Source organism: Arthrobacter sp. 754, assembly GCF_040548695.1.
GTDB lineage: Bacteria > Actinomycetota > Actinomycetes > Actinomycetales > Micrococcaceae > Arthrobacter.
Genome location: NZ_JBEPSC010000002.1, coordinates 770,043 through 784,650, shown reverse-complemented (window position 1 = coordinate 784,650; position 14,608 = coordinate 770,043). Strand labels below are relative to the sequence as shown.

The 14,608-nt window shown below is 66.6% G+C and carries 12 protein-coding genes; 4 read left to right on the top strand and 8 right to left on the bottom strand.

The window, feature by feature from the left end:
- Nucleotides 1-118: 118 nt before the first annotated feature.
- On the top strand, nucleotides 119-1,234 hold the full coding sequence (locus ABIA70_RS09010; RefSeq protein WP_354147239.1) for a ScyD/ScyE family protein: 1,116 nt from the start codon (nucleotides 119-121) through the stop codon (nucleotides 1,232-1,234).
- 78 nt (nucleotides 1,235-1,312) lie between these two features.
- On the opposite strand, the gene rbfA is transcribed toward ABIA70_RS09010, so the two are convergent.
- The 5 genes from rbfA to rimP form a co-directional block, all read right to left on the bottom strand.
- Nucleotides 1,313-1,822: a 30S ribosome-binding factor RbfA gene (rbfA, locus tag ABIA70_RS09005; RefSeq protein ID WP_354147238.1), complete on the bottom strand. Its 510-nt coding sequence runs from the start codon at nucleotides 1,820-1,822 to the stop codon at nucleotides 1,313-1,315.
- 240 nt (nucleotides 1,823-2,062) lie between these two features.
- Nucleotides 2,063-4,999, bottom strand: a complete 2,937-nt coding sequence (gene infB, locus ABIA70_RS09000; protein ID WP_354147237.1) for a translation initiation factor IF-2 — start codon at nucleotides 4,997-4,999, stop codon at nucleotides 2,063-2,065.
- A gap of 152 nt (nucleotides 5,000-5,151) precedes the next feature.
- On the bottom strand, nucleotides 5,152-5,511 hold the full coding sequence (locus tag ABIA70_RS08995; RefSeq protein ID WP_354147349.1) for a YlxR family protein: 360 nt from the start codon (nucleotides 5,509-5,511) through the stop codon (nucleotides 5,152-5,154).
- A gap of 201 nt (nucleotides 5,512-5,712) precedes the next feature.
- On the bottom strand, nucleotides 5,713-6,693 hold the full coding sequence (gene nusA / locus ABIA70_RS08990; RefSeq protein WP_354147236.1) for a transcription termination factor NusA: 981 nt from the start codon (nucleotides 6,691-6,693) through the stop codon (nucleotides 5,713-5,715).
- On the bottom strand, nucleotides 6,693-7,307 hold the full coding sequence (rimP, locus tag ABIA70_RS08985; protein ID WP_354147235.1) for a ribosome maturation factor RimP: 615 nt from the start codon (nucleotides 7,305-7,307) through the stop codon (nucleotides 6,693-6,695). Before rimP ends, nusA begins: the two co-directional genes overlap by 1 nt.
- A gap of 105 nt (nucleotides 7,308-7,412) precedes the next feature.
- Between rimP and ABIA70_RS08980 the strand changes: the two genes are divergently transcribed.
- The 3 genes from ABIA70_RS08980 to ABIA70_RS08970 all read left to right on the top strand — a co-directional run bounded on the left by ABIA70_RS08980 (nucleotide 7,413) and on the right by ABIA70_RS08970 (nucleotide 10,333).
- Nucleotides 7,413-8,498: a DUF4439 domain-containing protein gene (locus ABIA70_RS08980; RefSeq protein ID WP_354147234.1), complete on the top strand. Its 1,086-nt coding sequence runs from the start codon at nucleotides 7,413-7,415 to the stop codon at nucleotides 8,496-8,498.
- Nucleotides 8,499-8,600: 102 nt separating this feature from the next.
- Nucleotides 8,601-9,329, top strand: coding sequence for a VIT1/CCC1 transporter family protein (locus ABIA70_RS08975; protein ID WP_354147233.1), 729 nt, complete (start codon nucleotides 8,601-8,603; stop codon nucleotides 9,327-9,329).
- The gene (locus ABIA70_RS08970; protein ID WP_354147232.1) at nucleotides 9,326-10,333 is read left to right on the top strand and encodes an aminoglycoside phosphotransferase family protein; all 1,008 of its coding nucleotides are present in this window, start codon (nucleotides 9,326-9,328) and stop codon (nucleotides 10,331-10,333) included. The genes ABIA70_RS08975 and ABIA70_RS08970 overlap by 4 nt, the downstream gene beginning before the upstream one ends.
- Nucleotides 10,334-10,376: 43 nt before the next feature.
- Here ABIA70_RS08970 and ABIA70_RS08965 read toward each other — a convergent pair whose 3' ends face one another.
- Genes ABIA70_RS08965 through ABIA70_RS08955 form a run of 3 tightly spaced genes read right to left on the bottom strand, consistent with a single transcriptional unit; the run spans nucleotide 10,377 to nucleotide 14,441 of the window.
- Entirely contained in the window at nucleotides 10,377-11,774 is a 1,398-nt protein-coding gene (locus ABIA70_RS08965) for a pyridoxal phosphate-dependent decarboxylase family protein (RefSeq protein WP_354147231.1), read from the bottom strand.
- A 54-nt stretch (nucleotides 11,775-11,828) separates the two neighbouring features.
- Complete coding sequence (locus tag ABIA70_RS08960) at nucleotides 11,829-12,623, bottom strand: sulfite exporter TauE/SafE family protein (RefSeq protein ID WP_354147230.1); 795 nt, start codon at nucleotides 12,621-12,623, stop codon at nucleotides 11,829-11,831.
- Between the two features lie 9 nt (nucleotides 12,624-12,632).
- Nucleotides 12,633-14,441 (bottom strand): proline--tRNA ligase, encoded by a 1,809-nt coding sequence (locus ABIA70_RS08955; protein WP_354147229.1) that lies wholly within the window; start codon nucleotides 14,439-14,441, stop codon nucleotides 12,633-12,635.
- Between the last annotated feature and the right edge of the window lie 167 nt (nucleotides 14,442-14,608).

Genomic DNA, 14,608 nt, shown 5'->3' with positions numbered 1-14,608 from the left:
GACTTTGTTGCCGCAGCGGGACTAACCTAGCGCCAGGGGTTCATTCAGCGCAGTGCTGATCTTGGTCTCATTGCCCGGCCCCGTCCGCGCGGGGTGCACTTCAACTCCGGAGTATGCAATGAACAGGAAGTCCACCGTTATCGCGTGCCTGGCGGCCGCCGCGATCCTTGTCCCGGCAAGCCCGGCCGCCGCAGAATCCAAAGAATCCGGTCCCGACACCGTGGCGGAGCACTTGTTCTCGCCGCTGAGCCTCGCTGTGGGACCAGGCAAGAGCATCCTCGTCACACAGAACTTTGCCGGAACCCTGGACCGCGTCGAGGACGACAAGAAGCCAGTCAACGTCTACAAGAGGGCGGACTGGGATGTTGGCGGTGTTGAAACCCGGGGCAGCACCACGTTCTTCGTTGAAAGCGTGGGCGCGGGCGGCGGCGATCCCGCAGCGCTGAAGGGTTACCTGAAATCAATCAACAGCCGCGGTGACGTCCGGCAGATCGCCGACCTCGCGACCTACGAACGTGAGAACAACCCGGATGGATCCCAGCACTACGGCTTCGGCTCCGATCTTCCGGATTGGTGCCTGGCCAAAATCAACGTGCCGTTCCCGCCTGCCCAATACACCGGGATAGTCGACTCCCATCCCTATGCGACGGCCGTGCAAGGCAACACCGTGTACGTGGCCGACGCCGGGATGAATGCCATCCTGAAGGTCAACGCCACCACGGGAGAAACCTCCACCGTCGCCGTGCTGCCCCCGCGTCCGGCGGAGGTGACTGCCGAAGCCGCCGCAGCTGTCGGCTTCCCGGAGTGCGTCAAGGGCTACGACTATGCTTTCGAGGCGGTCCCCACAGACGTGGAGATCGGCCCTGACGGCTGGCTGTATGTCTCATCGCTGCCGGGCGGTCCTGAGGATCCGTCCCTGGGCGCCCGCGGTGCCATCTTCCGGATCAACCCCTGGACCGGGGCGACGCACGTGTGGGCAAAGGACATCCTCAGCCCCACCGGCATTGCGGTCGCGGGCAACGGGGACGTTTACGCCGCTTCAATGTTCGGCAACGAGATCGTCAGGATCGACGCCACCAGCCGTAAACAGTCGCAGTTCCTGGAGGTGACAACACCGGGTGCGGTTGAGATCCAGGGCCGGACCCTTTACGCCACGGTGAAGGCCCTGCCTGACTTCATGGCCCCGCCCCCGCCGCCGGCCGTGGGTGAGGTCATCGAGGCTGAGCTCTGGTAGCAGCACAAAGACCCGGAATTTCCGGGAATCAGAAGGCCCGGACCACGTGTGGTCCGGGCCTTCTGCTGAAGACTTGACTTACTTGTTGCCGTCTTCGTCGAGTTCCTCGTCGTCGGTGAGGTCAAGGTCCTCTTCGTCGAAGTCGTCCTCGTCAATGTCGACATCCTCAGGAATGTCGCTCTTGTAGGGATCGGCGTCGCCGGCGTGCTTGGCGCTTGCAGCCAGCGCGGCCACCTCGGCGTCCCGCTTCTTGGCGGCCCGGAGGAGTTCCTCGAGGTTCGAAGCATTGACCGGAATCTGGTCGGCCACAAACTCCAGGGTAGGCGTCAGGCGAACGGTGATGTTGCGCCCCACTTCCTGACGGAGCACGCCCTTGGCCTTTTCCAGCCCCTTGGCAGCATCGGCCTGGACAGCCTGGTCCCCGAAAACGGTGTAGTAGATCGTGGCATGCTGCAGATCATTGGTAACGCGGGCATCGGTAACAGTAATGCCCTCGAGCCGGGGATCCTTAACCTTCCGGCCCAGAGCCTCCGCAACAACAACCTTAATCCGCTGCGCCAACTTGGCAGCCCGTGCGGGATCAGCCATTTCCACTCCTATAAATTTGGATGTACGACGACGCGCTGGCGGCTTAGCTTCTTGGGCTGAGTTCGCTGCCACGCACCTGAGGTGAGTCTATGACGATGCCGGAGAGTTTTGGGGGCGCCCGGGAGTGGCATCGGGCCTACCGGAGCTGGGCGGCACAGGATCGCAGATCCAGTGCCGCCCAGCGTAGGGGCGGGGCGCCCCCAAAACTCGGAGGCTCCCCGCGATAATGCTTACCCTGCCTTAGACGCGCGGCTTTTCGCGCATCTCGAAGGTCTCAATGATGTCGCCTTCGTTGATGTCGTTGAACGAACCAAGACCGATACCACACTCGAAGTCCGTGCGGACCTCAGTGGCGTCGTCCTTGAAGCGCTTGAGCGTCTCAACGGTGAGGTTGTCACCGATGATTTTCCCGTCGCGGCTGATGCGGGCCTTCGTGTTGCGTCGGATGATGCCCGAGCGAACGATGGAACCGGCGATGTTTCCGAACTTGGAGGAACGGAAGACTTCGCGGACCTCGGCGGTGCCCAGCTGGACTTCTTCGTACTCCGGCTTGAGCATGCCCTTGAGCGCTGCTTCGATGTCATCGATTGCTGCGTAGATGACGGAGTAGAAGCGCATGTCCACGCCTTCGCGGTCGGCCAGTTCGGCAACCCGCTCGGCAGGCTTGACGTTGAAGCCGATGATGACGGCGCTGTCCACTGTTGCCAGGTTGACGTCGTTCTGCGTGATGGCACCAACGCCGCGGTGGATGACGCGCAGCTGCACGCCTTCGCCGACGTCGATCTTGAGCAGGGCATCTTCGAGGGCTTCCACGGCACCGGACACGTCACCCTTGAGGATGAGGTTGAGGGTGTCGATCTTGCCATCGGCCACAGCCTGGTCGAAGTCTTCGAGGCTGATGCGCTTGCGGCGCTTGGCGAGGGCTGCGTTGCGGTCGGCTGCTTCACGCTTCTCGGCGATCTGGCGGGCGGTGCGCTCGTCAGCGGTCACAAAGAAGGTGTCGCCGGCGCGCGGCACGTTGGACAGACCCAGCACCTGCACGGGGCGGGACGGGCCTGCCTCGGTCAGGGCGCTGCCGTCGTCGTCGAACATCGCACGGACGCGGCCGTGGGCCGTGCCTGCCACGATGGTGTCGCCGACGTGCAATGTACCGGACTGCACCAGGACGGTGGCCACAGAACCGCGGCCCTTGTCCAGGTTGGCTTCGATCGCGATACCGCGGGCGTCCTTGTTCGGGTTGGCGCGCATGTCCAGGGCGGCGTCTGCGGTGAGCAGGACGGCCTCGAGCAGCTCGTCGATGTTGAGGTTCTGGCGGGCAGAGACCTCTACGAACATGGTGTCGCCACCGTATTCTTCCGGAACCAGGCCGTACTCGGTCAGCTGGCCGCGGACCTTCTCCGGGTTGGCGCCTTCCTTGTCGATCTTGTTCACGGCCACGACGATCGGCACGTTGGCCGCCTGGGCGTGGTTGAGGGCTTCAACGGTCTGCGGCATCACGCCGTCGTCCGCTGCGACCACCAGGATGGCGATGTCGGTGACCTTCGCACCACGGGCACGCATGGCGGTGAACGCCTCGTGGCCCGGAGTATCGATGAACGTGATCTTGCGGTCAGTGCCTTCGTGCTGGTGCGTGACCTGGTAGGCACCGATGTGCTGCGTGATGCCGCCGTGCTCGCCCGCCATAACGTCGGACTTGCGGATGGCATCGAGCAGGCGCGTCTTACCGTGGTCAACGTGACCCATGACGGTGACGACCGGAGGACGTGCCTCGAGGTCTTCGTCGCCTTCGGCTTCCAGCTCGGCTTCGAAGTCGATGTCGAATCCGGAGAGCAGCTCGCGCTCCTCATCTTCCGGGGACACAACCTGGAGCTTGTAGCCAAGTTCCTCACCCAGCAGGGCGAAGGTCTCTTCATCCAGCGACTGCGTTGCGGTAGCCATTTCACCGAGGTGGAAGAGGACGGTCACCAGTGCTGCGGGGTTTGCCTCGATCTTGTCGGCAAAGTCCGTGATGGACGAGCCGCGGCGAAGCCGGACTACGGTGTTGCCGTCGCCGCGGGGTACGCTCACGCCACCCAGCGACGGGGCACTCATCTGCTCAAGCTCTTGGCGCTTGGCGCGCTTGGACTTGCGCTGCTTGCCGCGTCCTGCGCCGCCCTTGCCGAAGGCACCCTGGGTGCCACCGCGACCGCGGCCACCCTTGCCGAAGCCGCCGCCGGCCGGAGCGCCGCCACCGGCACCGGGAGCGCCGCCTGTACCTGGTGCGCCACCCGGACGTCCGGGACCACGCGCGCCGCCACCGGGACGTCCGGCACCAGCGGGTGCGGGACGCTCAGTGCGGTTGGGCATCATGCCCGGAGTAGGCCGGTTTCCACCGGCACCCGCCGGACGGGGGCCACCTGCACCGGCAGCGGGGCGGGGACCACCCGGACGGGGGCCACCTGCACCGGCCGCGGGACGGGGACCACCCGGACGGGGGCCACCTGCACCTGCTGCGGGGCGGGGACCACCGGGACGGTCGCCGTCGGGACGGCTTCCACCGGCCCGGGGCATGCCCTGTGAAGGTGCGAAGGGGTTGTTGCCCGGACGCGGAGCGCGTTCCCCGTCGCCGCCACGGCCGCGGGGCATGCCCTGGGAGGTGGCGAACGGGTTGTTGCCCGGGCGGGGACCGCCGGGACGCGGTGCGGAACCGCCCTGGGATCCACCCTGCGGTGATCCCTGGCGGGTGGGTGCAGCCGGGGCTTCAGCCTTGGGGGCCGGACGGGCACCGGGCTTTGCGCCGTTGAAGGGTGATGCCGGAGCACTGGCAGCGGGGGCGGCCGGTGCTGCAGCAGGAGCAGCCGGGGCTGCGGCTGCCGGAGCGGCAACTGCAGGCGCTGCAGCAGCAGGTGCGGCAGGTGCCGCAGGTGCCGCGGGAGCTGCCGGGCGTGAGTCAGCCGACGGAGCCGGTGCTGCGGGAGCTGTTGCTGCCGCCGGGGCAGGCGCCTTGGGCGCGGCTGCCGGAGCTGCGGCCTTCGCCGCTGCGTCGGGGTAGGCGTTGCGGAGTTTCCGCACCACCGGGGCCTCAATTGTTGACGAGGCGGAGCGAACGAATTCGCCCAGTTCCTGCAGTTTTGTCACTGCATCTTTGGAAGTAATACCGAGCTCTTTAGCGAGCTCATGTACGCGGACCTTGGCCACATTTCTCCTGTCTCGGTCCGCACCGAGCCAGGCACGAACCGTCTACTTCTTACTGCGGGCCCCAGCCGCGGTTGCAGCTGCCGGGCCCATTGCAGAGCGCAACAAAGTTGTCATCGTTGCGCACTCATCGCTGGGAACTCATCGGGTTTCCATCAGTTTTCTGACCCGCTTTCAGGTTGGACGGTTTTTGCTGCAGCTACCGGAGGTTTCTGCAACGGGCCGGCTTGCTTGCCTGCCAGGATCCGGCGTTCGACGTCGGCGGTTCCGGTTGCGCCGTTGAGGGCACGTCCGAATGCACGCCGCTTCACCGCCAGGGCCAGGCAAGCTTCGCTGGGGTGCAGCCATGCTCCCCTGCCAGCCATCCGGCGTCGTTCGTCAACCAGCACTGCGGTGGAACCGGTGCTTTCGGCGACGAGCCGGAGTAACTCCGACCGCGCACCCTTCTTTCGGCATCCGATGCAGGTACGCTGCGGTTGATTCTCACTGTGAAGCACTTCTGCCACGGGGAGCATCATCCTGACGTTCATAACTGCCGGCCCGGAACCCCTTCACCACTGGTCAGCGGATCGGGAATTCTCAGGGCACACGAATACCGGCCGTTAGGCGCGGTCACGTTCTATTCTAGACCCTCCGGGCCGTTATGCCTGAAACCGCGGCTTCCAATGAGGAAGCCGCGGCAGGTACGGGCGTACGGGAGGGCTTTGCCGTGCGGGTCAGTGCTCCCGCGGCGCGGCAGCGTCGGAGACGATGTCGATCCGCCAACCGGTCAGTTTCGCCGCCAGGCGTGCGTTCTGGCCTTCTTTGCCGATCGCCAGGGACAGCTGGTAGTCGGGAACGACAACACGCGCAGAGCGGGTGGCCTCGTCAGTGATGGTGACGGAGTTCACACGCGACGGCGACAGTGCGCTGGCAATGAAGGCGGCAGGATCTTCGCTGTAGTCGACGATGTCGATCTTCTCGTCGTTCAGTTCAGTCATGACGGCCCGGACCCGCGAACCCATTTCGCCGATGCAGGCGCCCTTGGCGTTGATGCCCTGGGTGTTGGCTTTGACGGCGATCTTGGTGCGGTGGCCGGCCTCGCGGGCCAGGGCAACGATCTCCACGGAGCGGTCGGCGATCTCCGGCACTTCCAGTTCGAAGAGCTTCCGGACCAGGCCCGGGTGCGACCGGGACAGCGTGACGGACGGGCCTTTGGTGCCGCGGTGGACGTCGATGACCAGGGCACGGAGACGGTTGCCGTGGGTGTACTTCTCCCCCGGCACCTGCTCGGGCGGCGGCAGGAGGGCCTCCACCGAACCCAGGTTGACCTGGATCATGTGGGGGTTGTTGCCCTGCTGGATGGTGCCGGATACGAGTTCGCCTTCGCGTCCCTTGAACTCACCCAGGACGGCGTCGTCCTCCACGTCGCGCAGGCGCTGGAGGATGATCTGCCGGGCGGTGCTCGCCGCAATGCGGCCGAAACCGGCCGGGGTGTCCTCGAACTCGCCGATCGGGGCGCCGTCGTCGTCGATCTCCACAGCCCAGATGGTTACGTGGCCGCTCTTGCGGTCCAGCTCTGCGCGGGCCTTCTCGAAAGCTCCGGGAGACTTGTGATAGGCCACCAGGAGCGCCTGCTCGATGGTGGGGATCAGGAGGTCCAGCGGAATTTCCCGTTCACGCTCCAGAAGTCTCAGCGCGCTCATGTCAATATCCATCAGGCCTCCTCAGAAGGTCCATTGTGTTCAGTTTCCAGACCGGCCTCATCGAGGTGGCTGAATTCGATCTCGACTTTTCCGTTGCGGATCCTGTCGAAAGGAAGTTTTACCGGTTCGCCCTGTTTGGGCTTCATGCCTTTTTTGACCTCGATCTCCGGGACAAGGGTCACCCCGGAGTCGTCCACCGACTGGACGCGGCCCGTGACGTTCTCGCCCTGGATGACGTTGACCTTGACCATGCGGCCGCGGGCCCGGTGCCAGTGCCTGGGTTCGGTCAGGGGGCGCCCCACGCCCGGTGAGGAGACTTCAAGATCATACGGGCGGCCGTCGTCGGCAGGATCGTTGTCCAGGACGTCGGAAAGGACCCTGGAGATGTCCGCGATGACGTCAAGGTTCACCCCGCCCGTCTCCTCCTGGGGCAGGTCCACTACGACGTGGACCACCCGGTGCGAGCCTGCGTTGATGGATACATCCTCGAGATAGAGGCGGTTGGCCTGGACTGCGGGTTCAAGCAAGGCCCGCAGCCGGGCAGCTTCCGGATTGTAAGCCGGCGCCGCCTCAGTTTTGCCGGCTCCGGTAGGTTCTGATGAAGTCGTGGCTTCTGCATTACTCACGATTCCGGCCGCCTCCGATAGATGATGTTGTGACTACTAGCCTAGCGATTATCCGGCCGCAGTGGTGCACGGAGATTGGCATCAGGCGTGACAACATGGTCTGTTGTGAAAGACGACACGCAGGAAAACGGACGCCGCAGGCGCCATTTCCGCTACGCCGTTTTTTCGCTGGCAGCCCTTCTTGTCCTCAGCCTGGGCTTTGTCCTGATCCCCCGCGAGCCTCAGGTTCCCCCCACTCCGCCGTTTTCCGAGCAGGCGAGGGCGTCCGCGTACTCGGACGCCCTGTCCCTCCGGGCCGCCGGCCTTGCATTTGAACGCGCATCCGGGGACGCGCGTTCGGGCCCGCAAGCCGCTGCCGTGAACCGGGCTGTGACTTTGCTGACTGTCCACGCCCGGGCTTTGATGCTGCCGGGAGGTTCGGCGGCATCAGGCCCACCAGCATCCCCTGCGTCGTCTCCCCCTGCTGCGGCCGCCGCGCCATCAGCGTCGGAGCTCGCCGGAGCACTCCAGGCAAGTGCGGCCCGGCGCCTGAAGGACGCAGAAACGGCCGACGGCGGGATGGCCCGCCTCCTGGCCGGCGCCGGCACGGCCCAGCTGCTGGCAGCTGAGGACATCGCCAAGGCTGCCGGGATTGCCCTGGCCGCCGCTCCGGTTGCGGACATTCCGGACGCCGGCGCCCACTCCCCCACGGCACAGGCAACTGACAAGTCCACCGCTTCGGCCGCCGCAAGCTGCCCGGCCCAGCCACCCGGGGACGGCACCAGTCTGGGTTCGGCCCTGGCATCGGCCGTGGCAGCTGAGCTGGAGCTCGTCTACGCCTACCAGGCCGCGCTGACCCGGCTTGACGCCGGTTCGGCGGTTCCGGCGTCGGGCTTCCTGGCACAGCACCAGGACCTCCACGGCGACGCTGAGGCACTCGGGCGGGCCAGTTGCGCCCCTGCGGTTCCCCAACCTGCCGGCTATCCCCTGAGCCAGGCCTTCCTTGCCGCACCCGCCACCGCACTCGGAGCCCTCGAGGCAGGGAGCCTCCCAGTGTACGGCGACCTGGTAGCCCTCAGCGAAGGATCCGGCAGGGCCTGGGCCATCTCGGCGCTCCAGTCTGCCGCCCGCAGGACCCTGCACTGGGGCAGCCCTCCGGGCACGCTGCCGGGGCTGGTCCTGGCCGAATCGGAGCTGCCGGAGCTTCCCTGATGGCGGAAGTGCCAGAGCCGGACCAGGAGCTGCCCGCGCGGTAGAAGTCAGCTGAGCCTTGGCACACTGGCACGCCGGGGGCACTGATGCTTTGCTGTAGGAATGGACAACGCATCGGCACCGGCTCTTCACGAGGACGAGCCGCACCACAATGACATCGCCCACCGCCTGAATTGGCTCCGCGCCGGAGTCCTGGGTGCCAATGACGGAATCGTCTCGGTCGCCGCCATCGTGGTGGGTGTCGCGGGGGTCACCAACGAGGCCGGTCCGATTCTGGTTGCCGGTGCCGCCGGCGTAGTTGGTGGTGCCATCTCCATGGCGCTGGGCGAATACGTTTCCGTGAGCAGCCAGAAGGACAGCCAGAAGGCGCTGATCGAAAAGGAGCGCCGCGAACTTGTCGAGCAGCCGGAAGAGGAGCTCGCGGAACTCGCCGCGATCTACCAGTCCAAAGGCCTCAGTGTGGCCACGGCACTGACGGTCGCCCGGGAGCTCACGGCCCACGATGCGCTGGGCGCCCACCTGTCGGCAGAGCTGAACATCGACGAAACAGACATCGTCAGTCCGTGGCACGCCGCCTTTGCCTCCGCCGTCGCGTTCCTGATCGGTGCGATCCTGCCGATGCTCGCCATCCTCCTGCCGCCGGAAAACATCAGGGTTCCCCTGACGTTCGTCGCCGTCCTGGTGGCCCTCGCCGCCACCGGTGCGCTGGGCGCCTGGATCGGTGGCGGTTCGAAGCTGCGAGCCGCAGTGCGGGTGGTGGTGGGAGGCGCTGCGGCCCTCGTTGCGACGTTCACCATCGGCAACCTGCTCGGGGCAAGCGGGGTGATGTGAGCCTTTCGACAGACGTTCCCATCCCTCCTGCCCTTAGCCTGCGCTACGGCGGGAGCAGTGCCGGCCGCGCCTGGCTTGGGTCCCTTCCCGGTCTCATCCGGGGGCAGCTGGAGCATTGGGAGCTGGCCGTCGATCTGGCAGCGGGGGCGCTCCCCTGGCATGGACACGGCGGCCTGGTCTTACCCGTCCGCAGGAAAGACGGCACTCCTGCCGCCCTGAAGATCGCCTTTCCCCACGATGAGGCCCGGATCGAACGGCACGCATTGGTGCTGTGGGGAGGACGCGGCGCCGTACGGCTGCTGGAGTCCGACGCCGGAACGTGCGCCATGCTCCTGGAGCGGCTGAACGGGGGCTGTTCGCTGCAGGGTGTGCCGCTGGATGAGGCACAGGCCGTCTGGGGCAGCATCGTGCGGCAGTTGTCCCTGCCGCCGGACCGCAGACCCCAGTGGCAGGAGTTCAATCACATCGCCGGAGTGGCGGAGCAGTGGAGCGATGACTTGCCCGCGGAGTGGGAGCAGCAGGGCCGGCCTTTCCCTCGCTGGCTGCTCGAAGCGGCTCTGGAAGTCTGCCAGACCCGCGGCGCCGTGGGCCGCCGCTCGGGCCGCGACGTCCTGGTCCATACGGATCTTCATTTCCTGAATATCCTGGCAAGCAGGGAAGGAGGCTTTGCGGCCATCGACCCGCAGCCCATGATCGGCGAAGCTGAGTTCGCGGTGGCGCCGCTCCTGTGGAACCGCCTCAGTGAACTTTCCCGCATCGATCCGGCCGAAGGGCTCAGGCAGCGCTGCCGGGATTTCAGCTCCGCTGCCGGCCTTGACCCGGAAGCAGCGCGGCAGTGGGCCATCATTCGCGAAGTGGAAAACGCCCTGCAGTATGCCTCGCTTCCCCGGCGGCACGGCGATCTCGCGCGGTCATTGTGGGTGGCCAGCACACTGGCCGGCCGGACCCTGGACGGCCTGCCCGGCGCCCACGACCTGCCTGAACCAGGGCAGACACACAGCTGAGGATGGCATACCGACGGGCAGCTGCAGCGAAGCGGGCGTACCGTCAGCTGCCCGCTGACTTAACCGCTGCAAAAGCGGAGCTGACCGCGTCAACTGCAGTGTCGACGTCGTCCGCGTCGGTGCTCCAGTTGCTGACAGAGACGCGCAGGACGTCCCGGCCCTGCCAGTGCGAGCCGGACATCCAGACTTTCCCGTCCTCGATCACCCGGGCCGTCACGGCACGCGTCAGGGCGTCGTCGGCGAAGGCGAGGGAAACCTGTGTGTAGTCCACCTCGTTGAGTACCTCGATGCCGTCCACTTCCGCCAACTGCTTGCCGATCCGTGCAGCGGCATCGGTCAGCCCACGGACCTGCGCTGCCACCCCTTCACGGCCGAGGGAGCGGAGGGCCGCCCACACCGGCACGCCCCGGCCCCGGCGGGACAGCTCAGGAACCTTCTCATGCGGGTCTCCGGGACCTTCCGGGTCCTGGATCAGATAGCTGGTGTGCACACCCATGGCGCTGCGCAGGGCGTTCGAATCCCTGACCACGGCGATGCCGCAGTCGTACGGGACATTCAGGGTCTTGTGCGCGTCAGTTCCCCACGAATCAGCCAACTCCATGCCCCTGGTGAGGTGCGCGAATTCCGGGACGGCGGCCGCCCAGAGGCCGAAGGCGCCGTCCACGTGAACCCAGGCACCGTGGCGCCGTGCGATCCGGATGGCGTCCTCAAACGGGTCGAAGGCTCCGGAATGGAGGTTGCCTGCCTGGAGGCACACCAGTGCCGGACCGGAGGATGCCGAGAGCATCCGGTCCAGTTCTGCCGGGAGCAGCCGGCCCTGGGTGTCTGCCGGGACGGGGGTTGGGCGGCCCAGGCCGAGGTAGCGCAGCCCGAGGTCGATGGTGTCGTGCCGCTCCTGCCCCACAAAACACCTGATCCGTGGAGCGCCCGCGAGCCCATCCCGGTCCAGGTCCCACCCTGCGTCGGCCAGCAGCCGCCATCGTGCGGCAGCGAGCCCGGTGAAATTGGCCATGGTGGCCCCGGTGGTGAAGCCGACGTCGGATTCTGCCGGGAGCCCCAAAAGGTCCAGCAGCCAGGACGCGGCGCCGTCTTCGATGGCCGCAACGGCGGGCGTGGCGTAGCGCAGGCCGGAATTCTGGTCCCAGGCGCTGACCAGCCAGTCCGCGGCCAGGGCTGCCGGCAGTGTCCCCCCGATCACCCAGCCGAAGAACCGTCCGGCCGGCATGGCCATGAGGCCCGGCTCGGCCTTGTCCGCAAGATACTCCACCACGGCCGCGGCCGGCATCCCCTGTTCCGGGAGGGGTCCGCCGAAGTCCGCCGCGAGGTCGTGGGCGTTTTTCAGTGGTCCGACGTGCCTGTCCGGCAGGCTCTCCAGCCAGTCCACGGCCCGCGCGGCCGCCACTGACAATGCTTCCGAATAGGGTTCCCCGCCTGCGGACATACCAGCATGGTACGCCCGGCGGGGCGGGCCTGCGAGGGTCTCCGGACGGCCCGGTCAGGCGGAGTTTTCGGCCCAGACGTCAAAACCAAGCTTGATGATCAGTGAGCCCACCACCAGCAGGAAGACGATCCGGACGAAGCGGCTTCCCTGCTTGATGGCGGTCCGCGCCCCCAGGTATCCGCCGGCCATGTTGGCAAGGCCAAGCATGAGGCCCACACCCCACAGCAGCGAACCGTGCGGCAGGAAGAACAGCAGCGCCCCCGCGTTGGTGGCCATGTTCACGATTTTGGCCTTGGCACTGGCTTCCAGGAAGGCGTAGCCCATCGCCGACACCAGCGCGATGATGAGGAACGAGCCTGTTCCCGGGCCGATGAGGCCGTCATAGAAGCCGATCACGGCCCCGATCAGGCACGCCACGACGTAGTGCGTGTGGCCATCGTGCCGCAGCACGGTGAGGTCACCGACGTTAGGTCTGAGGGCGGTAAAAAGTGCGACGGCGACCAGCGCGATGACGATGATCGGTTTGAAGACACTTGCCGGCAAAGTCGCTGCCAGGACTGCTCCGCCGAAGCTGCCGGCAAGGGCGATGACGGCCATGGGTATGGCCGTCCAAAGGTCCGGTTTGACCCGCCCGTAGTACGTGACGGCGCTGGTGGTGGTGCCGAAAATCGAGCCCATCTTGTTGGTGGCCAATGCCTGGACCGGCGTAATACCGGGCACCAGCAGCAGGGCGGGAAGCTGGATCAGCCCGCCGCCACCCACCACAGCGTCAACCCAGCCGGCGGCAAATCCAGCCACCACAATCAGGATGATCGTGGCGGGCTGGATCGATTCGAAGCCCGAAATCACCGCCGCAGGTCAGCCGCGGACGGCGGTGACCACGTAGTCAACAGCCTTGTCCACGGGCACGTTTTCCGCTTCGCCGCTGCGGCGGTCCTTGATCTCCACCACACCGTCCACCAGGCCGCGGCCGACGGCCAGGATGGTGGGGACGCCGACGAGTTCAGCGTCGCCGAACTTCACGCCCGGGGACACCTTGGGACGGTCGTCATAGATAACGTCCAGGCCGGCGGCCTCGAGTTCCAGCGCCAGCTTCTCGGCAGCGGCGAAGATCTCCTCGCCGCGTCCGACGGCCACAACGTGGACATCTGCCGGTGCGACGGCGCGGGGCCAGACGAGGCCCCTGTCGTCGTGGTTGGACTCTGCCAGGGCTGCCACGGCCCGGGTAACGCCCACGCCGTAGGAGCCCATGGTGACCACCACCTGCTTGCCGTTCTGGTCAAGGACCTTCAGTTCAAGGGCCTCGGCGTACTTGCGGCCGAGCTGGAAGATGTGCCCCATCTCGATGCCGCGCGCGATCTCCAGCGGTCCGGAGCCGTCCGGGGCGGCATCGCCCTCGCGGACATCGGTGCATTCGATGACGCCGTCCCAGCCGAAGTCGCGGCCGGCCACGAGACCGAACACGTGCTTTCCGGCCTCGTTGGCTCCGGTGACCCAGGCTGTGCCGCTGACGACGCGGGGATCCACGAGGTACAGCAGCTTGGTAGCGCTTTCGCTGCCGAGGAGCGGCTCGTCCAGCGTCAGCCCCGGGCCCAGGTAGCCCTTGACGATCAGGGGCTGCTTTTTGAGGTCGTCGTCGTTGGCTGCTTCCAGCCCGATTTCGCCGGCGATCGGCAGGTAGCGGCCGATGTTGGCTTCCACCCGCTTCAGGTCCACGCCGCGGTCACCGGGCAGGCCGATGACGACCAGTTGGCGCTCACCCGTGGGCAGGGTGACGGCGAGGACCACGTTCTTGAGGGTGTCAGCGGCAGTCCAGGCGCCGCCGTCGGCCTCGCTGCGCGGGGCGAGCTCGTTGGAGGCGGCAACCAGCGTGTCGATCGTGGGGGTATCCGGCGTGTCACGGACTACGGCAGCCGGGGCATCGGTGAAGTCGATGTCTGCAGGGACCACCGTGGTGACGGCCTCGACGTTGGCTGCGTAGCCGCCCGCGGACCGCACGAAGGTGTCCTCGCCGACCTCGGTGGGGTGCAGGAATTCCTCGCTCTTGGACCCGCCCATGGCGCCGGCCGTGGCGGCTACGGGAATGACCTCCAGGCCCAGGCGCTCAAAGATGCGGATGTAAGCGGCACGGTGCGCGGCGTAGCTGGCGTCCAGGCCGGCGTCGTCCACGTCGAAGGAATACGAATCCTTCATGATGAACTCGCGGCCGCGCAGCAGGCCTGCCCGGGGGCGGGCCTCGTCGCGGTACTTGTTCTGGATCTGGTAAAGGCTAAGGGGCAGGTCCTTGTACGAGGAGTACAGGTCCTTGACCAGGAGGGTGAACATTTCCTCGTGCGTCGGGGCCAGCAGGTAGTCCGCACCCTTGCGGTCCTGGAGCCGGAACAGGCCCTCGCCGTACTCGGTCCAGCGGTTGGTGGCCTCATAGGGTTCACGGGGCAGCAGAGCCGGGAAGTGGACTTCCTGCGCGCCGATGGCTGCCATCTCCTCACGGATTACGGCTTCGACTTTTCGAAGCACGCTGAGCCCGAGCGGCAGCCAGGTGTAGATGCCGGGCGCCGCACGCCGGATGTAACCTGCCCGCACTAGCAGCCGGTGGCTGGCAACCTCGGCGTCGACGGGATCTTCGCGCAGGGTGCGCAGGAAAAGCTGGGACAGTCTTGTGACCACGGGCGGGTATCCGTTTCTGGGGAATGGCTGCTGGAAAGCAGAGCCGGGCAATTCTTCTGGGTACTAATCTACCGGCAAGCAACGTCTATGCCCGCGAGAGCGTGGGTGCCCGCCGCCCGCCGCCGACGCCGGCGGCCGGGGACAGCGAAGAGCCACGCCCGGGCCGC